This window comes from Paenibacillus sp. NEAU-GSW1, assembly GCF_009737085.1.
Lineage (GTDB): Bacteria > Bacillota > Bacilli > Paenibacillales > Paenibacillaceae > Pristimantibacillus.
In genome coordinates this window covers 152355-174139 of record NZ_WOVL01000005.1, presented here as the reverse complement: position 1 = coordinate 174139, position 21785 = coordinate 152355, and the positions used below count along the sequence as shown (strand labels likewise).

Sequence of the window (21785 nt, the reverse complement as noted above, 5' to 3'; positions counted from 1 at the left end):
TGATTATCGCACCTCCACCGTAAAGAAAAATTTCTCCATGCTGTCAACCGGCTGAATGCCGAGATTGACGTATACTTCGTCGCCGACCGAGCGGATCGGATCGATCTCGAAATCTTTAATGAAATCTACGTTCTGAATCGCGCCCGCATCCTGCAGATCACGCAAATATTGGTTGGCTGCCGCTTTCAGCAAGGCGTGGCCGTCCGCATTATTGTCGATTTTGCCGATATAGCTATCATTTGCCACGCGCGCGAAATCGTTGGCAATGGCGTCCAGCACGCGTACAACGCGGTTTTTCGAGAAACGTCCGTTGCGCGTTTGCGAGTAGGAAACGAGCGAATTGATATCCTGCTCAACCTTCACCTTAACGCCGTCATGGACGAATACGAATTGGCCCTTCTTGAGCGCGTCGATGACTTGGCTGTTCTTCAGCCTCGGATTGGCGTCAGCCGCGCCTTCATAAGCGCTGTATGTATTCGACTGGATAATCGAAGCGCCTGCCGTTGCGCCTGCGACCCAAGCGACCGCATCCGTTGCGTTAAGCACGGTTCCGTCCAGCAGAGTGACGCCGTTGCCGACGCAGACGATGCCTTCATAATCGGCAATCTTCGAGAAGGCGCCGTCCTTAAAGAGGCCGGCAATAACGCCTTGAATTTTTTTGCCTTCCTCTTCGCGCATCCGTTTGATGAACGAAACAAACGAAATTTTCAAGCTGGAATCCTCAAACGGATAAGCGATGACTTCAAAATGCTGCGTTTCCGTCGCTTCCAAATATTCGGTATGGTCCTCGCCCTTCACTTCGTTGTCCTTGCCGCCTGTAAGCGGCGATCCCGCCGACTTCTCTACGCTGCCCGTACCGGCAAACGAAACCCAGGCATTCGGTTGCAAATCAGCCGCCGAACCAACGATCTGCTGGTGAACCACCCGTCCGCTGACGAGCGTTTTAACCAGTTTTTTCCCTTCACTGGACGGATCTTCCTCGGACGTAATCGAAATATCGTTTCCGCGCTTGCCGGCATGGAGCGCCGTAACGACCGTTGCATTTGCATCCGCTCCGATCGTAACCTTCGCTTTATCGCCGTCGTTCAGCCTGTAGATGAGCAGCGTTTTTGCCCGCTTCTTCGCTTCCCGCACTTTCGTTACTTGCGGGTCATTAATGTCGTAGCCAAGCAGCTCGAGCACGTCGCTGTCTTTCTCGATCCGCAAAAACTTGCGCGATTCGCCCCAGCTCAGCGCCAGCGGCATCGTTACCGTTCCGCGATCCCCGGATTTGATCCGCTCAAGCGCCGCGATTTTGAAATTCATATAAAGTCCCGGCCGTACCTTCTCTACCCCTTGAATCCATGTTCCTCCTGCCATCCTAACGAACCTCCCTTTGCAAATAAGCGGTAATTAACGTTTTTACTTCTGTAATTGTGAATGCTTCGCCGTCCGCACCGTACAAAGCGCCGTCGACGACTTCAGGATTGACATGGAATAAGTGCCGAGCATTGCGGCGCAGGCTGTCTGCGGAATAACGCGTTTCCTGCTCCTTCGTTTCTTGCGCTTCTGTCGTCGTTTCAACCTTTTCCGGCAACGGCTGTATGTCTGCTTTTTTTGCTTTAGGCATCGTTCTTCACCCTTTCGGCAATCGTAAGCCTTTTAATTTTTTCATAGGTTTCGCGTTCGTAGTTGTCCTGGCGGGTCCACACGAGCGTCAGCTGCGCTTCTCCTGTCCCGGCCATTTGCAAATCCATTTGATCGATCCGGATAAAAGAGCCCGTTGCCGTTCCCGATTCATCAAGCTCCGGTATGCGGTAACGCGGATAGCGGATCCCGTCCGCGATCGTCTCCGCCATTGCAAAAGCCTTGCTGTCCGATTCATCAAAAATTTTCACGATAAGCGTATACGTCTTGCGGAAAGAAGCCAGGTTGCCCGGACTGTCTACGATGCGCGGCGGCGGAAATGCGATGGCCGGGATCGTCTTCTGTTCGGGAATATCGCCGATATACAGCTCCGCGCCAATCAGCCCCCCGCAGAAGGCCGCGATCGATTCAATGTCGGGGAACACATGATCATCTCCTTGCTCCCGATTTATTCAAAGCATAAAAGCCACCCGATTCCGGATGGCTCTTCCTGAAAGCTCTGTTTCAGTGTAATGCGAAATCGGCCTATGTTCGGTACAAGCCGCGTACGAATTAAATACTAATTTCGCATTAAAAAAGCCTAAAATCGGCCCAATGTGTTGCCGCTGGTTTCACCCGTTTGCTCCAAATTAAAAAAAGCTTCCTCTGCGGAAGCTTTCGGGACTTGCTATATTCGAATGTACAGCAGCGTTGTTGGACTAGAGCATGTTGGCCGCTTTCAATATCCTAGACATCGTGCTTATTGCGCGGGCTTTGTAAAAATCATAAGTACTTTTCGGTATTTTCAATATAAACTCGTAAATATGTTTGTCTTTTCTCTGCTCAAAAAAACATTTCGTCAATATTTCCTTCCCTTCATAAGGCAGTGCCTCTAGCGCCCGCTCGATCGCTTTGCATTTTCCGGCATATTCGACAAGATGATCAGCCCTATGGTCCCACACGGAAATATCGACCGCCGCTTTCATTGACGGGTAAGCCTTAAGCAGCTGCTTGACCTTCAGGCGCTCTTCGTCAGAGACGACCTTCGATTGCAGCAACATTTCATCACCATCCATTTTAAGGTAATACTTATATTACCAAAAAAATAAGATTTGTGAAGAGATCCTAAGACCTACCTGCCTATTCATTGCTCCGGACAGCCGCTTAGCAAATGGCCCGAACGATTAACCTTCGTTTGCAAATATTTCTCATTATATTCCGATACGTCGCCCCATAGCGGAATTCGATCCGCTACCTCAAGTCCTGCAGAGCGCAGAGCATCCAGCTTTTTCGGATTGTTGGTAATGAGCTTGACCTGCTTTTCCCTAAGCGATCGCAGCACCCGTATCGCATCGCCGTAATTGCGCGCGTCGTCGACAAAACCAAGGTTCAAATTCGCCTCGACCGTATCGTAGCCGTCCTCTTGAAGCAAATATGCCATCGCTTTGCTGAACAAGCCAATGCCCCGCCCCTCATGATTGGCCAAATAAAACAACGCGCCCGCGCCGTGGGATACGATCATTTGGAGCGATTGATGAAGCTGGAATCCGCAATCGCAGCGCTTGCTGCCAAAAATATCTCCGGTATGGCATATGCTGTGCATACGGATAAATGCATCGTCCGCGTGCTCGAAGTCGCCGTAGACAAGAACGCTCGATTGCTGCATTTCCGCCAGATTGACGGCCGACAGCTTATGAATAATCCCCTCGATGTCATGAAGATCCTCTTTGCAAAGCAGCCAGCAATACCATTGAAAAATAGCCGTCTCCTCGCCCAGATGAATCGGCAGCTTGATCGGTCCGACCAAATAAATTTCGCCCGAATTGCTGCTGATATGCTTTATTTTATCCTCCAGAATAGATACGACCTTCTGCTCCATCATAATTCCCGCCTTTCCAACGTTAACCTATAAAGGCTATGTTGCGCAGCGCCTGCGTTTGCTATCCCTCCAGCCGCTGATACACATCATCAAAAGCGAAAAAGTTGTATTTTACGAAAGCGTTTGCCATGATACACTGTTTACAAATGGATGCTATGCTTACAGCTATTGGCGCTCTTGCCGCCTCCATAATTGATCCGAATAAGAGAGGAAGAACGTAAATGGCAAATATTGTTAATTTCGCGCACCGCGGGGCGTCCGGCTGCTGCCCGGAAAATACGATGGCGGCGTTCTCGAAAGGACTGGAGCTTGGAGCAACCGGTATTGAAACAGATGTGCAAATGACGAAAGACGGCACTCTCGTCTTGATTCATGACGAAAAACTGACACGGACAGCCGGTTTGGATGCTCTTGTAGCAAGCGTCGATTACAGCGAAGTGAAACAGCTTGATGCGGGCAGTTGGTTTGGCTCCGAGTTCGCAGGCGAGCGCGTGCCGACACTGGAACAGCTTCTCGAGCTTGTAAAGGACACAAACACCATCGTCAACATCGAGCTGAAAAACGGATTCGTGCAATACCCGCAGCTCGAAGCCAAAGTAATAGAGTCCGTTCGCCGCTATCAAATGACCGAGCGTGTCATTCTATCGAGCTTCAACCACTATTCGCTTGCAGAAGCCAATCGACTGGCGCCGGAAATCGCCACAGGCATTTTATATATGGAAGGGCTTTACGAGCCGTGGAAATATGCGCAATCAATCGGAGCTTCCGCTCTGCACGCTCCGTATTATGCTGTTCTGCCGGATTGGGTTGCCTCAGCCAAAGCCGAAGGCGTCATTTACAATCCGTTTACTGTAAACGATCCGAATGAAATGAAGCGTCTCATCGATGCGGGCGTCGCCGGAATCATTACCGACTATCCGGACCGCTTGCACGCGTTATTGTAAGATTTAAGGAGAGGGGCTGAAAGTTAACGGATGAAAAAGACATGGCTATTGGCATTCGGCTTTTTCAGCATCAGCATTACATGGGCGCTTTACAATGCTTTTGTGCCGTTTTTTCTCGACAATTTTTTGAAGAGCACTGCCGTTATTGGTTTTATGATGACGATCGACAATTACTTCGCCCTGTTTCTGCAGCCTTGGATCGGCAGCCGCAGCGATCGGACTGACACCCGCTTCGGCAAAAGAATGCCTTACTTGCTTATCGGGATGCCGCTTGCGGCGCTGTTCAGCGCCCTTATCCCGTTGTACACCAGCCTGCTCACTCTCATTCTGTTCATGGTGCTGATGAACCTGTCCATGAGCTTGTACCGTTCGCCGACCGTCGCGCTTATGCCTGACATTACGCCGGATGAACGGCGCACCAAAGCAAACGGCATTATTAACTTTCTCGGCGGCGTCGGCTCGATACTCGCTTTCGGTGCAGGCTCCTTTCTGTACAAGGCGCATCCGTCGCTGCCATTTCTCGCCGCATCCGTTATTACGCTGATCTGCCTCTTCATTCTGATCAAGTCGATCAAAGAGAAGCGCGATGCTATCGCTTATGCTTCGCCTGCATCCGCTTCTGAGAAAACATCTTTTTCGTTTAAAGGAGAATGGAATCGGCCGACGATCTTTTTGCTAGCTGCCGTTTTCTTCTGGTTTTTCTCTTACCAGGGCGTCGAGGCGTTATTTACGCTTTACGGCAAGCATCACCTTGGACTTGAAGAAAGCGACGCTTCCTTCTCCTTGGCCTTCTATTCGTTAATGTTCGTCTTAACGGCAATTCCGGCTGGCTGGCTTGGACACCGTTTCGGCAAGAAGCGCATCATCCTTATCGGGGTCATCGGCATAGCGCTTGTGTTTGCCGCCATTACCTTCGTTGAGACGCTGCTGCCGCTCCGTTTGCTGCTAGTTGCCGGAGGCGTTTGCTGGGCGCTCATCAATATTAACTCCTATCCTTTTGTCATCGGCCTCGGCAAAGAAAAGAGCATCGGCACGCGCACCGGCATGTACTATCTCGTTTCGTCGCTTGCCGCTATCGCTTCACCGCCGCTGATGGGCAATCTGATCGACATGTTTGACTATTCGGTTCTGTTCTATACGGCTGCGGGCGGCATGGTCATTGCGCTTGTCATGCTGCTTGGCGTCAATGATAAAGGCCTTTCTGCAGGAAGCGGCACAGGCGCGCTGCCGGCCAAGTCTAACGTTACTTCCTAATCCGACAACGCAATAACAAAACCTCCGCTTTCAGCCTTTCAGCCGACTGCGGAGGTTTTCTGTCTCTATGCTCAATTCAATTAATGAATTTCCTTCTTCGCAAAATTGCCGCCAAGCACGTCCGATACATGCTCGATCGCAATGAACGCCTTCGGATCGATTTCTTGCACGATCGCTTTCAGTTTCGCCACTTCAAGACGGCTGACGACGCAATAAACCATTTGCGTTTCCTCGCGGGAATAGCCGCCTCGCGCTTGAATGTAAGTCGTGCTGCGTCCAAGGCGAGTCATAATCGTCTCGGAAATTTCCTCGTACGAATGCGAGATGATCGTTACCGACTTCGATTCCTCGATACCTTCGACAACGATATCCATCACTTTGGTTGCCAAGTAGTATGTAACCATCGAATACATAGCCGAATCCCATTGGAAGACGAAGCCTGCCAAAACAAAAATAAACACGTTGACGATCATAATGATCTGACCGACAGGCATGCCAAACTTTTTAGCGGCAAGAATCGCGACGATTTCCGTACCGTCAAGCGAGCCGCCGTAACGAATGACAAGTCCGACCCCTGCCCCTAGAATGATGCCGCCGAACAGAACGGCGAGCAGCTTCTCCTCGGTAAACGGATCCACATGATGCAGCAGCTGCGTCGTTGCCGACATGACGACGATGCCGTACAGCGTCGAAAAGGCGAACGTCTTGCCGATCTGTTTAAAGCCGATAAACAAGAAAGGCAGGTTGAATAAAATAATGAAAAGTCCGAGCGGTAAATGCGTCAATGCCGATGCCATGATGGATAAGCCTGTAATGCCTCCGTCGATGACTTCGTTGTTGACGAGAAACAGCTCGAGCGCCACGCCCATTAGAACCGCGCCGATTGTAATGAACAGGATGCGTTTTAAAAGCTCCAGCGGCGCCATTTTGCGATGTTCTTTTGCCATGAATACCTCCGTCGTTTTCTTTTAAGCCTAGCACACATACGGTCATTTTTCAAAAAGCGGAAGCCAATTTGCCCAGCGTAATCGAAGGCTGGGGGTTAGCTGCCCGCCTGCGATTCAAACTTGTGCTTCACAAATCGGTTGATTTCGCGGCGCTGCTGTTCATTTAAATATGCGATTAGACAGTCTTGTCCGAGCGGTGCCATGACAAGCGATTTTCCCGTTACATTTCCGGCAAGATCATTAAACCTTTCGAGCACTTCCGGGTCGATCCAGTCGTCATTTTCTCCCTGCATAAACTGTCAATCTCTACATATCGCTTATGTAAACCCTGCAGCTTCTTAACGAAGCTAATTCGCTGATTAAAGAAGCAAATTTCGCTGATCTGGCCGAGATCAGCCAAGAAGTAGAGGATAGCGAAACTGTTGACGCAAATAGCGAATGGTAGTTCTCGGATAACGAAACTAGATTCGCTGTTCGATGGCGTGCAGTCTATAACTAGCAATACAGCACTTTTTTGCGAAGCTGGCTTCTTTAATCAGCGAATAAGGTTCGTTAATCCGAAAGATGCAACCAAACCTTAACAAAGCATAAAGACACCCCCTCCTGTGAGGGGGCGCCTGAATTGGGCGAAGCTCGGTGCTTGCTGCCGCTATTATTCGTACAGCACCGCTTTAATCTGGTCGCTGTCGATATTCGTTTTGTCGTACCAGTAGAATCCGGTATCAATTGTCGATTGCAGTTTCTCGCCGCGAATCGCTTGAACAGCCGCTTTGACCGTTTCATAGCCGATGCCGACCGGATTTTGCGTAATGGCGCCAGCCATTTTGCCGCTCTTGATCGCATCCATTTGCTGCTTGCCGGAGTCAAAGCCGATGATCGTAATTTGACCTTCTTTTTTCAACTCGGTAACTGCGTTGATAACGCCGATAGCCGAGCCTTCATTAGCGCCGAAAAAGCCTTTAAGGTTCGGATGAGCTTGAATAATTGCTTTAGCAAGGTCGGTCGATTTCAAATGGTCGCCGCCGCCATACTGGATGTCGACGATTTTGATGTTCGGATACTTTTCTTTAATCCGGTTTACGAAACCATCGCGGCGATGGACGCCGGTAACGCTCGTTTGGTCATGAACGATTACGCCAACTTCGCCTTCTCCGCCGATCAGCTCCGCCATTTTGTCAGCGGCAAGAGCAGCTGCCGCCAAGTTGTCCGTGGATGCGGTCGCAACTGGGATATCGCTGTCTACGCCGGAGTCAAAGGCGATGACCGGAATGCCGCCGTCCTTCGCTTTTTGCAGAAGCGGAATCGACGCTTTGCTGTCGAGCGCGGCGAAGCCGATTGCGCTTGGCTTTTTGTCCAATGCCGCTTGCAGCATTTCGATCTGTTTATCTACCTGCGATTCCGTTTCCGGTCCTTCGAACGTAATTTCGACATCGAATTCTTTAGCCGCTTGCTCAGCGCCCGATTTTACCGCTTGCCAGAACTGATGCTGAAACCCTTTGGAGATAATCGGAATGTAAATTTTCTCTTCGCCGCCGGCGGAAGCAGCCTTGTTTCCATCGTTCTTCGCATTCTCTGAACCGCATGCGCTGAGCAGCGTAAGCCCAAGAAGCATAACAAGCATCGATAACGTTACCTTTTTCATCGAAATCTCCCCTTCGTCTTTTGTAAAAGTTCATCTATAGATTCGTCTGGCAAGCGACGGCAGCGCTTCATGGCTGACCGGCAGGTCAAACGGGTCTACCGTTATAAGACAAGGCAAGCAAGGTATTCCGAAAACATGAAAACTACTTTTTGCGGCGGCGCAAAATGTCGGCGTACACGGCAAGCACGATAACGAAACCAACGACTACCGTCTGCCACTCCTGCGGCACTGACAATATACGTAATCCGTTCGTCAGTACACTCATAATCAGCGCGCCAATTACAGTGCCGATAATTGTACCCTTGCCGCCGCTAAGCGAAGTTCCGCCAAGCACAACTGCGGCGATGGCTTCGAGCTCGTAACCGGCGCCGAGAGACGGATGGGCGGAATTGAGCCGAGATGCCATAAGCACGCCCGCAAGACCGGTAAATACACCCGTTAACGTGTAAATGACGATTTTCCAATAGTTCACGTTAATGCCGGAGAGACGCGTCGCTTCTTCGTTGCTGCCGAGCGCAAAATTGTAGCGGCCGACGATCGTTTTGGATAAAATAATGCCGCCAACAATTGCTGCTGCAAAAAAGATAAGCACGCCGTTCGGAATATCAAAGCCCGGAATGATCTTACCGACGATAGAATCGAGCGCAAGCTTGGAATAGCCGGTGTTCTCGTCGAAGTAGATCGGCTTTGCTCCAGAAATAACGAGCGCAAGCCCTTTCGCAACCATCATCATCGCCAGCGTGGCGATAAACGGCGGGATTTTCATTTTGGAGATGACGGCGCCTGAGATCAGTCCGCAAATCGCGCCAGTTAGGATGCCGCCAAGGATACCAAGAGGAACAGGCAAACCCCAGTAGGTGATAAAGACGCCTGTCATTACCGCGCTAAGCGTCATTACCGTTCCGACCGAAAGATCAATGCCTCCTGTAATAATGACAAAGGTAGAGCCGAGCGCAAGGACGCCAATAACCGCCGTCGAGAGCAAAATGCCGACAATGTTCGAGAATTGAAAAAAGTTGGACGACGATAACGAGAATGCGAGCACCAGCACGACCAAGCTTGCGAACGCAAACACCTGCTGCATAGCTCCGGGCTTGATTTGCAATATCGGCCGTTTGCTTACTCCTGCCGCCGCCTCCGTCTGATTTTGAATATTCATGCGTAATCCCTCCACATCATGTTGCAGCCTATTTTTGCATTTCTTTGCTTCAGCCCCGCAGCGTAGCTAAATGCATAATGCGTTCCTGCGTCGCTTCATCCTGATCTAGTTCTCCCGTAATCCGGCCTTCGCACATGACGATAACCCGATGGCTCATCCGCAATATTTCCGGCAACTCCGACGAGATCATGAGAATCGTCTTGCCGCTCGCCGCCAAATCGTTTAGCAGCTTATAGATTTCACTCTTCGCTCCAACATCGATGCCCCGGGTCGGCTCATCAAAAATAAGAATGTCGCAGTCGCGGGTCAGCCACTTGCCGATAACGATCTTCTGCTGATTGCCTCCGGACAGGAACTTCACTTCCTGACGAATATGCGGCGTTTTGACCTTCAATGTCTCTACCATTTTGTCTGCCGCTTCAGCAATTCGCTTCTCTTTAATCCAACCGAGCCTATTCGTAAAACTGCTCATGGAAGCAGCAGCCACATTCATTTGCACGTCCATATCGACGATGCAGCCGAAACGCTTCCGGTCCTCCGACAAATAGCCGATGCCCGCCTTGACCGCGTCATGCGGCTCACGCAGCCGCAGCTTCCGGCCTTTTACGCGAATCTCGCCCGAATCAATCGGGTCTGCGCCGAAAATAGCTCTAGCTACTTCCGTTCTTCCCGCGCCGATCAGCCCGGCAAAGCCGACGATCTCTCCCTTGTGCGCTTTGAAGCTAATATTTTTCAAGCCTTTGCGGTTTAAGCCTTCTACCTCGAGCACCGGTTCGCCCTTGCCTTCGCGCCGCTTCGGCTTTGAGGAATCGTATATTTCTCTGCCGACCATCATCGCGATAATCTGCTCGTTTGTTACTTCCGCCGTAGCAACTGTGCCGATATAACTGCCGTCGCGCATAACCGTAACCCGATCGGTAATCCGCTTCAGCTCATCCATCCGATGCGAAATGTACACGATGCCGACACCGCTTCTCCGCAGCTCGCGGATGATGACGAACAGTTCCTCGATTTCCGCATCGCTCAGCGCGGCCGTCGGCTCATCCATAATGAGCACTTCGGAATTGTAGGAGAGCGCTTTGGCGATTTCTGCGAGCTGCTGCTTAGCAACCGTCAAATTTCCGACCAGCTCGTTCGGATCGAGATCTAGCCGCAGCCTTTGAAACAGCTGCTCCACCTTGCGGTTTAGCTCCTTCTCGTTAAGCAGAAAACCAAGCTTGCGCGGCTCCCGGCCGATAAAAATATTTTGCGCCACCGTTAAGTCCGGGGCGAGGTTAAGCTCCTGATGAATAATCGCAATTCCTTTGTCCTGCGCCGCTTTCGCATTCGGAACGACAAGCTCGCTGCCGCGCAGCGTCATCGTCCCGGCGTCCCGCTGATACACGCCTGTAAGCACTTTCATTAATGTCGATTTGCCGGCGCCGTTCTCGCCCATCAGCGCATGAACCTCGCCGCTGCGCAGCTCGAAACGGCAATCTTTTAACGCCTGCACGCCGGGAAACGCTTTATCGATGCCTTCCATTTGAATCAACACGTCACTCATGCCGGTATTCACCTCTTCGCTTCTGCATGCCCTCATTGTAAAGCAGCCCTTGGCCGCGCAGAATCGAATATCGTATCGGGATCGTTGAAAAATGTACAATTCGAACTTTCACTTCATTGATAAAAGACACAAAAAAGGCCGATCATGGCGGAAATCGCCATCATCGGCCTATAAGGCGGAACGAGTGTTGCTTTTGAGGAGGAATGGAATCGAATTCCTGCAAATGTGCAGGCTTTTTGACAACAGAATGAACATCCAGCTCAGATTCCTGCAATTGTGCAGCTATTAAAGCCCTCCGATTTGTTTTGAACGAATTGTCAGCGGAATAGATGTACTTTTACAGGTTTCCTTCCAAAATGCGCTCCAGCTTCGAAAAAAACTGCAATTTTGCAGGTTTGCGTTGGTTAGCCTTGTTTTCTGCGCCTACGCCTGCGTTTGCATCTGTATCTGCGTCTGCGCCAGGCGTTACCCTTAATCCGCTACTTGCCTACAAAAGGGAACAGCAGCTTCTGATTCTGCTCCGAATACATATTGTTCTTGTCGATGACGACGGAATCGGTGTCAATCCTTTTGTCCAGCTTTTGACCGTCTATTGCCTCCAGCGCTTTCTTCACGCTCAAATAGCCCATGTTGTACGGCTTCTGCACTACAGTCGCCTGAATGACGCCTTCCTCCAGCTGCTTCACTTCGTCAATCGAGCTGTCGAAGCCGACCAGCTTCACCTTGCCTGCCATCCCCAGCTCCTTGATCGCTTTGCCCGCCCCGACAGTGGACGGCTCATTCAAGCCGACAATGCCTGCGAGGTCGGGATTGTTGCGAAGCAATTCCTTCGTAATCGTATACGCCTTCTCAACAAGCCCTTCGCTGTAATAAGTGCCGACAAGATTAAATCTTGCTTCCTCCTCCAGCCGCTGGCGAACGCCCTGCTCCCGCTCCAGCTGGGTCGACGTGCCGTAAATGTAACTGATAATCGCCACTTTCGATTCGCCTTTCAGCAGCTTGGACAGCTCATCGCCCGCTTTCCGCCCCGCCGCGAGATTGTCCGTCGCGATCAAGCTCAGCGCATCGTCGCTGTTAATACCCGAATCGACCGTAATCAGCTTGATGCCGGCATTGACAATTTGCTGCGCAATCGGTACCAACCCGTTATAATCGGTCGCCGCCAGGACAATCGCATCCGGTTTCTGCTGAATCGCTTGCTCCAGCTGCTTCACCTGAACGTCGATTTCGCTTTCAAGCGGCGGTCCGATGACCGTCACCTCAGCCCCGAACTCCTCCGCCGCATCGTTAACGCCGTCGATCAACACATTCCAAAAACCGGCGATCTGCTCGGTCGCTTTGACGGATACAACAATACGTGGAGGATGATCCGGCTTATCATGGACAGCCCATTGAAACACGCCGTACACGATAGCTGAAGCCGCAACAGCCAACAGCGCAATAATAGCAGGCAAAGGAAATCTTGCCTTCCGCATCATATCGCTTGTCCCTCCCCTTTATCCGTCTGAGGCAGCAGCCGCGCAATCCGCACCGTCACAGTCGTTCCCGTTGCTGCGCTGCTTTCATAGCTCAAGCCGTACCCTTTGCCGAAGTACAGTTGGATTCGTTCATGCACATTGACAACGCCGACCCCTTTGCTCTCATGGTCGCTGCTGCGCGGCTCTAGAATGGCGCGAAGCGTCTCTCCGTCCATCCCGACGCCGTTATCGCTTACCTGGAACCAAATATGGTCCTCCGACTGGCCTCCGGAAACGGTAATTTCGCCAATGCCGACCTTGTTCTTGATCCCGTGATAGATTGCATTTTCAAGCAGAGGCTGCAGCAGCACCTTTAACGTACGGCAGCTCATAATGGCAGGATCGACGTCGATTTGAAAATCAAGCTTATCCTTGTAGCGCATTTTTTGGATCGTCAAATAGTTGGCGACATGCTCAATCTCCGTGCGGATCGACACAAGCTCCTGCCCCCGGCTGATCGACGCGCGGAACAGTTTGGCGAGCGCTGACGTCATCAGCACCACCTCTTCCGATTTTTTGCCCTCCGCCATCCAAATGATGGAATCCAGCGTGTTGTACAGAAAATGCGGATTAATTTGCGCTTGCAACGCCGTAAGCTCGCTTTTCCGCTTGAACTCCTGCTCCATGACAACCTGGTTCATCAGCTCTTCGATCCGTACGACCATCAAGTTGAAGCTGCGGGCAAGGCTGGCGATTTCCTTCGGGTTGGCGAGCGGCACCCTGTGGTTGAATATTCCTTTCTCCACCTTCTTCATATGCTCTTGAAGCTGCTTGATCGGCCGTGACAAATTGCGGGAAATGAAGAAGGCGAGCAGCAATCCTACGAGCAGACAGCAAATAACGGCGACGATAAAAGAGAGCTGCATATGCCGTTCCCCGGCAATCAATTCGTCCGTATACGATACCCCGACGATTTTCCAGCCGAATCCCGTATCTTGAACGGTATATATGCGGCTTTGGCCGCCCTCGTCCGTCTCGAAGCTGCCGCTTCCCTGCCGCAGCACATCATCAATCATCTCCGTCTTCAGATTGCTGTACACAAGCTGCTGCTGCGGATGATAAACGATGTTGCCGCTCGCATCGACGATAAACACGTAGCCCCGCTTGCTTAGATCAATGCTGTTCAGCATGTCGTTCATGACGCTAAAGTTCAAGTCGACAAGCAATACGCCAAGCGGCTCCTTCTGATCTTTGCTCCACAGCTCGCGGCTTAGCGAGACGACCCAGCCGTACTCGTCCAGGAACAGATGCTGCACATGCGAGGACGAGACGACGATGCGGCCGGAAGCATTTTGCGCGTTCACATACCATGGCTGCTCCCTCACGTTCATGTTTGGATTCAGCTCGGCGCCAATCCGGTCGGAAACGAACTTGCCGTTGTAGCCGAACACATGAATCGACGCAATGTCTTTGCGGGAGACGATAATCGATTGGAAATAGTCCGATACTTTACGCGCGCCTTCCCCCGTCGCAACGAAAGAACGAACATCCTCGTTGCTGAGCGCCAGCTGCGAAATGTTTTCCATCCCCGTAATGTAGGTTTGAAGATTTGCGTTTACTTGCCCGATCAGCTCCGCTGTGTAGTCCTGAGCCGTCTCGCGAACGGATGCGGCTGACAATTGATACGACATTACGCCGAGCAAAGTGCCCGTTAGCAAAATAATGCAGGCGATCGCCGCCGCAATGTTCGTCTGAATGCTTTTAAATTTAAATATGTCCATAAATGCGCATCACGCCCGTTCTGCTGCAGTCTTCTGGCGGTATTCGGTCGGCGAATCGCCCGTATGCTTCTTGAAGAGGACGCTAAAATATTGCGCGTCGGGATAGCCGGATCTGGCTGCTATTTCATATGTTTTTAAAGCGGTGAACTTGAGAAGCTCCTTCGCTTTGTCCATCCGCAGCGCCGTTAAATATTCGACGAACGTTTTGCCGGTATGCGCCTTGAACGCCGCGCTGAAATAACTGACGCTCATCAGCGCCTGCTTGCTGACCGCCTTAACCGAAAGGTCCGCGTCGCCGTAGCGCTCGTGAATGATCGCCAGCGCATCCTTCAACTGCTTCCGCCACTGGCCGTCGCGCGCCTCGGCGACGCTGTCGACGGCGCGCCGGCACGCCGTTTTCAGCCATTCGCTTATTTCCTCAAGCGTACGGAATGAATAGATGGCCGTCACCGGATTGACCCCTTTGCCGAATACTTCGGCCTCCTCGCAGCCAAGCTCCTCCAGCGCCTGTATAACGGCGATAATCGTACGCTGCAGCCGAATATAGCTTTGCTCGATCGTCAGCATCGCCGTCCGGTGCTGACTGATCGCCGCTTCCACCGCTATATCGACCTCGTCCGGCGTGCCGGTCTTAATGCCGGCAATCAGCTTGCGGTCGAACTCCTGCGAATAATCCGCCCCTCGGCCGCTGCGGATCTCCATATCCGATATGCTGATGACCTGATTGCCGCCAAGCAACAACCTATATTCGAGCGCCGAGATTGCGGAGTGGCACGATTCATGTATACAGCGCAAATCGCCTGAGGACGTTCCGATGCCGACCGACACAGTCCGCTTCAAAAACTGCTCTGCTGACGTCCGGATGGCGTCGGCAAGCTCTTGCGACCGGTCATTCAGACTTTCCGTTCCGTTGCCGGACAATATCGCCAGCACCTTCTCTTCTCTGCTGCTGCGAAATACGGCAGCTCCTTTTTCCTCATGAAGCAGCTCCTGAGCAACGTTATATACGGCAAATCGCAGCAGCTCGCGGTCGGCAGCGGTCAAGCCGCTTCGTTCCGGAAGATCGAGATCGATCGCGAGCGCAATAAAGAACGGCCCCGCCAGCTCCAATCCGAAAAAAACAAGCCGCTCCGCAAGCTCGCGTTCGCCGATCGGCATCATCGCAATCCGGTCGAGAAACCGTTCCTTGAGAGCGGGCATGCTTTCCCGCAGCTGACGGCGAAGCCGCTCAAGATCTTCCTTTTCTTTCTGCTGTCCGTCGAGCTCTTCTTTCAATTTCTCCAGCACAGCGGTCAGCTCGGCTGCCGTAATCGGCTTCAAAATAAAATCGTTCACTTGCAGCTTCACCGCACGCTGCGCGTAGTCAAAATCGTCATATCCGGTCAGGATAATCATTTTCATGTCCGGATATTTCGACTTCACCGCCTTTGTCAGCTCCAGCCCGTCCATGAAAGGCATATTAATATCCGTCAGGACGACATCCGGCTGCAGCCGGTCAATCGCCTCCAGCGCAGCAACGCCATTCTCGCAATCGGCTGCGCATTCGAAGCCGAGCGCTTCCCACTTTATTTTTTCGCGAATGCCCTCGCGCACAACTGCCTCATCATCAACCAGCACTAATTTGTACATGTTCGTTCCCCCGTCTTAAACATCCGGAATGGTAATGTATGCGCTTTAATTATAGCATTCGATAACTTCTCGGCAATTGGAAAATGATTGAGCCGCTCGCGAAAGAGCGGCTCATTCTTCACAATTCGACTAATTTTGTTATTTAATTGCCGTCTTAAATGCCTCATATTTTTTATTAAAAGCTACTTTCACTGCAGTCCAATTTGTTTGTAACGCTTCCAATGCAGCCGTCGGCCTCCCATAGTCATTATAGGAATTCGATCTTTTCCTCTTAGCGTTGTCCTTATTGGTATGATTACTTTCTAATTTTATGTTTTCTGTCTTCTCTTTTTCCGTTTCGATCTCATGCTCTATCTTTTCTTTCCAGGCTACAAGAAACTGATTTTTTATTGCATCACGCCAATTTGGACTTATTGAGTTTTTATGATATTGGAAATGTTCAACCAAATGACGCGCAGCAACAGCAGCGGCATGCTCCATCGTTCTTTTCTGCGTAAAACTTTTAGGAAAGAAATCGAACGTCTTCATAATGCCTTTGCTGATCTTTTTTGCTTGACCATCAGACAAATCCAGATCCTCAGCGTATTCCTCTGATTTACTGTCTACCTGCCTAGGACCGACCGCATCACCCTTAATGTAGGAATCTTCATCAACCGAAGTCCATGGAATCTGCCCTCGAAGCGTAATCCAGGTTTCACAAGCTTCAGCGAGCTTTATAACTTCGGAATCTCGTAATGTCGGCTTCCATTGCTTGATGAAGTGAGTCGTATTGTCGAATTTATCCGAATCCATATTGGGCTGATGATCATAATACTCCCAATCAGCAGACGTTCCTGCTTTTGGTCTAGCCGCCCAGAGGCTGTCGCCTATCGGAAGATTACCGCTGCCTCGCGTCAACTCTTTCGTACAGTTTTGAATTCCTCCTGCAATTAAAAGTGGAAGTTGCTTTCTTATATGAGCATTGGAGCCTTTTTTAAGATTTTCTTCAGCATACCAACGGGTTAGCAAATCATAGAGGAACTGATATTGTTCTTTAAGGAATTCCCATGCTTCGACCCAATTTTTACCGACCAAATTACGTTCGAATAGACTTGTAAATACGACATTGGACGTTACATGCGATCTCTGGCTTGCGTCAACCGATTGATCTTCAGTTGCAACCGTTGGTTTGTCTCTTTCGGCACTTACTGAATCAATTGTAGCCGTTAAAGTATCGAATTCTTCCATTTCATGCTCTGGTTCATTAAATTTTATAATTACTTTCCTCTGAACGACCATTTGTGCCGTGGAACGAGCCTGAGGGGAATTCGGGGCAGAAGCTGCTTGCTGTGCATCCAATGGATGCCTTTGCATCGTTTCTCCCATTCTTAATGCTGCTTGCCCCATGCTGTCCGCTTCTCTTTCCAAGCCATCATTATTATTCAACAACATGCCGTTCTTCATCTGCAATTTGGGTTGAACCCTTCCTTGCTTTTGCTGCACAACATGCCATCCTTCATGCGGAAGATGGCGCTCTTGTCCAGGCCCGATATGAATGTCGTTTCCTTGTGCGAACGCCAATGCTTGAACTTTCGAAGGCTCCTTCGAATTATAATGAACCTTAACATCCGATAAATCGATACCGGACTGTTGCTCTAGACCTGACTTTAATGAATCTGGCAGGCCTGTCTTGTTCTCTTTCTTCTGAACAGGTTGAACTGACTTTGATTGGGCAGCAGGATCTGAGGACTGCAACAGTTGGCCAACTGCTTTGTTGCCAATTGATCTCTGCAGCTGAACAATATCTCCAATTGACGAATGTTGTACAGAAGGTGCGACAGTTGGGGAAGAAACCAATCCGCTTTTCTGCTCAACTCGATTTCCTGCACTCCTATTATTTTCAGTTTGAAAGTTAGCCACTTTCTTTAACACATCCTTTCATCTGACAACCTTATTACATGAGCAAAACGTTCCTGAGCTCACACAGATGCAAGATAAATCGTAAAAGTTTGTTAGTCCAGTACGCAATCCTCACATGGAAACTTTTGTATTTAGACTATTGTACTAGCTTCGCCAAGCGGATGAGCGTCCGAAGCGCATCCGGCGAACCGACGGCAATATCATTGCTATGCATAACGACAATCGTGCCATTTTCCAAGGAAGGCGTAACCTTTGAAACAATCATTTCCGCAGAAATACCGGCCCAATCCCCTGACTCGACGCCCTCAATGTCCAAATAATCGCGTTCGGCCAGCCAGCCCCCAAATTTTCCTCGCGAAAAGAACAATACGGAAAACGCAAAAAAGTCGGACACGCGAGCCCGGTCGCTTCCTGATAAGCGAGCTCCGTTAGCTGCAGCATTACCCCCGCCTTGTTGCTTAACTGTCCCACACTATCTCCTCCTATTATCGAACTTTGGGCTCTCCGATAACGTTTATTTTATCATTGCATCAAAATTTGGAAAACGAAAAAGAGACAACAAAGCCTTTACGGCTTCGCTGCCTCTCTTGCTGTTGGAGCCTATTTATTAATGCTGCTACTTTGCCTCAACTAGGTGTTATCTGATTCATCTTGCTTAACCGCCGTCACCGCGAACTCCAGCTCCTTCTCCAGCTCCTCGCGATATTGCGCGCTTTGCACGCTGCTCCAGCGGAACGCATCCGCCATATAGGCGTGAACCGATCCTTTCCATTTCACGACGCGAGCCCGGTCAAACAACAGGCTGCCCGTGCGGCGAATCCAGAAATCGATCGGTTTGACCGTCATCTCATAACGAATCGCATACAAAAGTTCAGCCATAACGCCGAGAGGAATGCCGCGCGCTGCCGATTCCTTTTTCGCATCGTCCATCAAGCTCAGCACAGTTGTCATATTAGAGCCGAATCTGCTTGCCAGCCGCCGCGCTTCCGTCTCCTCCAGCCCCGCTCTCACGCCGGCCTCCGTCATTCGGGTGACATAGCCGGGAAAACGTTCCGATCCGCCAATGTTTCCGCCTGAAATCGGCATTGTCTTCGTTCCACTAGGTCCGATATGGGTATATCCTTCCGCAGCAAGCTGAGCCGCCGTCTTGTCAACGACCGTCTCGGCCATCTTCCGGTAACCGGTCAGCTTGCCGCCCGCCATTGAGATCAAGCCCGATTCCGAGATGAAAATTTCATCCTTGCGGGATATTTCCGAAGGATCCTTCCCCTCTTGATGAATAAGCGGGCGAAGCCCTGCCCAGCTGGATTCCACATCGGCCGGCTTTAACTTCAGCGTAGGGAACATGAAGTTCGCCGCTGCCAAAATATATGTCAAATCGCTTTCCGTCATTCGCGGAGAAGCGATGTCCGATTGATAGTTCGTATCCGTCGTGCCGATGTACGTCTTCCCTTCGCGCGGGATGGCGAATACCATCCGGCCGTCCGGCGTATCGAAATAAATCGCTTGGGTAAGCGGGAACCGCTTCCGGTCGAACACCAGATGGACGCCTTTGGTTAAATGCAGCGTTTTGCCCTTTTTGGAGCCGTCCTTTTCTCGCAGCGTGTCGACCCAAGGCCCTGCCGCATTAATGATTTTGCGGGCGCGGATTTCACCTGTGACGCCAGAGATCAGATCGGTCATTTTAACGCCTGCAGCCTTACCCTGTCCGTCGTATATAAATCCGTCCGCTCGCACATAAGACACAGCCGATGCGCCAAGCTCGACCGCTTTTTTCATCACTTCAATCGTGAGCCGGGCATCGTCGGTGCGGTACTCGACATAGTAGCCGCCGCCCTTCATGCCGTCCCGCTTAAGCAGCGGCTCCTTGACGACCGTGGCGTCTTTGCTCAGCATTTTGCGGCGCTCTTTCCGCTTTACTCCAGCCAAAAAGTCATATACCCGAAGGCCAAGCGACGTGCTGAACCGCCCGAAAGTTCCGCCCGTGTAGATCGGCAGCAGCATCCACTCCGGCGTCGTCACATGCGGCCCGTTCTCGTAGACGATCGCCCGCTCCTTGCCGACCTCGGCAACAACCCCGATCTCCAGCTGCTTCAAATAGCGCAACCCGCCGTGCACAAGCTTGGTCGAACGGCTCGAAGTTCCGGCTGCAAAGTCCTGCATGTCGATAAGAGCCGTGCGCAACCCGCGCGTCTGCGCATCAAGCGCGATCCCCGCGCCGGTAATGCCGCCGCCGATGACAAGCACATCGAAGGGCTGCTCCGCAGCAAGCATTTGCTCTAGCCGTTCCGCCCGATGAAGCGCATTAAACAACGCGCTGTTCTGATTCATTCGATCCAATCTGTTTGCAGTTTGATTCATATCTCTCACCTAATCTCCTCTATGTTGACGATGCTTATACGATCTAATATTCAGAAAAAAAGAGAAGCCGCAAACACCTACCGTTTATGCTTCACGCAAAAACGACAGGTTATTTACGGCTTCTCCAATTCTCCGACCGAATATGAACTTGTAGCCCCATAGTAGCACACCAGGCTTGCAAAAAGCCAGCCTAAATTTTACCGGAACGCCATCGCGGCGTTAACCGCTTTTTTCCATCCGGCATGCATTTCCGCGCTTTTCGGCGGTTCGATGGACGGCTCGAATATGCGCTCGCAGCAGCGCTGGCTTGAAATTTCCTCTCTGCTGCCCCAATAGCCGACCGCAAGTCCGGCTAAGTAAGCGGCGCCAAGCGCAGTCGCTTCGCTGACCGCCGGACGCTCAACCGGCACCTGCAGCAAATCGCTTTGAATTTGCATAAGCAAATTGTTGCGGATTGCGCCGCCGTCGACGCAGAGCGCCTTCAGCCGCATCGCCGACGACTGCTCCATAACCTCCAGCACATCCTTGACCTGGTAAGCGATCGCCTCGAGCGTCGCGCGAACGAAATGCTCGCGTTTCGTTCCGCGCGTCATGCCGAAAGCCGCGCCGCGAACGTCGCTGTCCCAGTACGGCGTGCCGAGTCCGACAAACGCCGGGACGATGTAGACGCCATCGCTTGATTCGACCGAAGCGGCGAGCCGCTCGCTCTCCTCCGAAGTCTCGATCATGCCAAGCCCTTCGCGAAGCCATTGAATCGCCGAGCCCGCGACAAACACGCTGCCTTCGAGCGCATAATCGACTTTTCCGTCGACGCCCCAAGCGATTGTCGTGAGCAAGCCATGCTCCGATTTAATCGGCTCGGAGCCTGTATTCATAAGCATAAAGCAGCCTGTTCCATACGTATTTTTCGCTTCGCCTTTGTCAAAGCAGGCATGTCCAAACAAAGCCGACTGCTGATCGCCCGCTGCTCCGGCAATGGCAATCTCCCCGCCGAACAGCTCTGCGGTTGTAAGGCCGTAAATTTCCGAGGACGACCGTACTTCAGGCAGCATCGACACCGGAATGTTGAGCAGCTCCAGCAGCTCCATGTCCCAGCTAAGCTCGTAAATATTATAAAGCAGCGTACGCGAGGCGTTGGAATAATCCGTTGCATGCACGGCTCCGCCAGTCAACTTCCAGATTAGCCAGCTGTCGACCGTACCGAACAGCAGCTTGCCGGCCTCCGCCTGCGCTCTCGCTCCGTCCACCTCATCCAAAAGCCACCTCACCTTAGTGCCGGAAAAATAAGGATCAACCAGCAATCCCGTTTTCTCGCGAATCTGCTGTTCATGCCCTTCCGCCTTCAGCGTCTCGCAAATGCCCGACGATTGGCGGGATTGCCAAACAACAGCATTGTGAATCGGCTTGCCCGTCCCCCGGTTCCACACAATTGCCGTTTCGCGTTGATTCGTAATGCCGATGCCGGCAATTTGGCCCGCCGTTATGCCTTGCTTCACCATAACGTCTCGAATTACTTGAACCGACGTTTCCCAAAGCTGCTCCGCGTCAAGCTCTACCCAGCCCGGATGCGGAAACAGGCAGGTTACCGGCTGCTGAGCAACGCCGCAAGGCTCCCCGGCCTTGTTGAACAATATCGCCCGCGTGCTCGTCGTTCCTTGATCCAGCGCTAAAATATACGTCTCCAT

At 51.5% G+C, this 21785-nt stretch carries 20 protein-coding genes; 2 read left to right on the top strand and 18 right to left on the bottom strand.

Features of this window, described 5'->3' with window-relative positions; all coding sequences use genetic code 11:
• Positions 1-3: 3 nt before the first annotated feature.
• From GOM71_RS05150 to GOM71_RS05130, 5 genes are all read right to left on the bottom strand, one after another.
• Positions 4-1359, bottom strand: coding sequence for a phage tail sheath family protein (locus tag GOM71_RS05150; protein ID WP_156278681.1), 1356 nt, complete (start codon positions 1357-1359; stop codon positions 4-6).
• A gap of 1 nt (position 1360) precedes the next feature.
• Complete coding sequence (locus tag GOM71_RS05145; RefSeq protein ID WP_156278680.1) at positions 1361-1609, bottom strand: YqzN/YkzM domain-containing protein; 249 nt, start codon at positions 1607-1609, stop codon at positions 1361-1363.
• Positions 1602-2051: a hypothetical protein gene (locus GOM71_RS05140; protein WP_156278679.1), complete on the bottom strand. Its 450-nt coding sequence runs from the start codon at positions 2049-2051 to the stop codon at positions 1602-1604. The genes GOM71_RS05145 and GOM71_RS05140 overlap by 8 nt, the downstream gene beginning before the upstream one ends.
• Before the next feature lie 273 nt (positions 2052-2324).
• Entirely contained in the window at positions 2325-2666 is a 342-nt protein-coding gene (locus GOM71_RS05135) for a hypothetical protein (RefSeq protein WP_156278678.1), read from the bottom strand.
• Positions 2667-2749: 83 nt separating this feature from the next.
• The gene (locus GOM71_RS05130; protein ID WP_483311023.1) at positions 2750-3484 is read right to left on the bottom strand and encodes a GTP cyclohydrolase II; all 735 of its coding nucleotides are present in this window, start codon (positions 3482-3484) and stop codon (positions 2750-2752) included.
• A 221-nt stretch (positions 3485-3705) separates the two neighbouring features.
• Here GOM71_RS05130 and GOM71_RS05125 point away from each other — a divergent pair, with 221 nt between their 5' ends.
• Positions 3706-4428, top strand: a complete 723-nt coding sequence (locus GOM71_RS05125) for a glycerophosphodiester phosphodiesterase (protein ID WP_156278676.1) — start codon at positions 3706-3708, stop codon at positions 4426-4428.
• 30 nt (positions 4429-4458) lie between these two features.
• Positions 4459-5682, top strand: a complete 1224-nt coding sequence (locus tag GOM71_RS05120) for an SLC45 family MFS transporter (RefSeq protein ID WP_156278675.1) — start codon at positions 4459-4461, stop codon at positions 5680-5682.
• An 80-nt stretch (positions 5683-5762) separates the two neighbouring features.
• Here GOM71_RS05120 and GOM71_RS05115 read toward each other — a convergent pair whose 3' ends face one another.
• The 13 genes from GOM71_RS05115 to glpK all read right to left on the bottom strand — a co-directional run bounded on the left by GOM71_RS05115 (position 5763) and on the right by glpK (position 21785).
• Positions 5763-6629 (bottom strand): YitT family protein, encoded by an 867-nt coding sequence (locus GOM71_RS05115; RefSeq protein ID WP_156278674.1) that lies wholly within the window; start codon positions 6627-6629, stop codon positions 5763-5765.
• Positions 6630-6724: 95 nt separating this feature from the next.
• The gene (locus tag GOM71_RS05110) at positions 6725-6922 is read right to left on the bottom strand and encodes a hypothetical protein (protein WP_156278673.1); all 198 of its coding nucleotides are present in this window, start codon (positions 6920-6922) and stop codon (positions 6725-6727) included.
• A gap of 359 nt (positions 6923-7281) precedes the next feature.
• A complete protein-coding gene (locus GOM71_RS05105) occupies positions 7282-8271 on the bottom strand; it encodes an ABC transporter substrate-binding protein (RefSeq protein WP_156278672.1) in 990 nt (329 codons plus the stop codon).
• Positions 8272-8413: 142 nt separating this feature from the next.
• Positions 8414-9355, bottom strand: a complete 942-nt coding sequence (locus GOM71_RS05100) for an ABC transporter permease (protein ID WP_253944717.1) — start codon at positions 9353-9355, stop codon at positions 8414-8416.
• 124 nt (positions 9356-9479) lie between these two features.
• Positions 9480-10973, bottom strand: a complete 1494-nt coding sequence (locus GOM71_RS05095; RefSeq protein ID WP_156278670.1) for a sugar ABC transporter ATP-binding protein — start codon at positions 10971-10973, stop codon at positions 9480-9482.
• Entirely contained in the window at positions 10966-11103 is a 138-nt protein-coding gene (locus tag GOM71_RS23730) for a hypothetical protein (protein WP_173275228.1), read from the bottom strand. Before GOM71_RS23730 ends, GOM71_RS05095 begins: the two co-directional genes overlap by 8 nt.
• A 349-nt stretch (positions 11104-11452) precedes the next feature.
• The gene (locus GOM71_RS05090; protein WP_253944708.1) at positions 11453-12451 is read right to left on the bottom strand and encodes a substrate-binding domain-containing protein; all 999 of its coding nucleotides are present in this window, start codon (positions 12449-12451) and stop codon (positions 11453-11455) included.
• Positions 12448-14211: a sensor histidine kinase gene (locus GOM71_RS05085; protein WP_156278669.1), complete on the bottom strand. Its 1764-nt coding sequence runs from the start codon at positions 14209-14211 to the stop codon at positions 12448-12450. Before GOM71_RS05085 ends, GOM71_RS05090 begins: the two co-directional genes overlap by 4 nt.
• A gap of 9 nt (positions 14212-14220) precedes the next feature.
• Entirely contained in the window at positions 14221-15840 is a 1620-nt protein-coding gene (locus tag GOM71_RS05080) for a response regulator (RefSeq protein ID WP_156278668.1), read from the bottom strand.
• 138 nt (positions 15841-15978) lie between these two features.
• Positions 15979-17739, bottom strand: coding sequence for an eCIS core domain-containing protein (locus GOM71_RS05075; RefSeq protein ID WP_216651710.1), 1761 nt, complete (start codon positions 17737-17739; stop codon positions 15979-15981).
• 136 nt (positions 17740-17875) lie between these two features.
• The gene (locus GOM71_RS05070; protein ID WP_156278667.1) at positions 17876-18133 is read right to left on the bottom strand and encodes a polysaccharide deacetylase family protein; all 258 of its coding nucleotides are present in this window, start codon (positions 18131-18133) and stop codon (positions 17876-17878) included.
• Between the two features lie 236 nt (positions 18134-18369).
• Entirely contained in the window at positions 18370-20013 is a 1644-nt protein-coding gene (locus tag GOM71_RS05065; protein ID WP_156278735.1) for a glycerol-3-phosphate dehydrogenase/oxidase, read from the bottom strand.
• Positions 20014-20297: 284 nt separating this feature from the next.
• Positions 20298-21785, bottom strand: a complete 1488-nt coding sequence (gene glpK, locus GOM71_RS05060) for a glycerol kinase GlpK (RefSeq protein ID WP_156278666.1) — start codon at positions 21783-21785, stop codon at positions 20298-20300.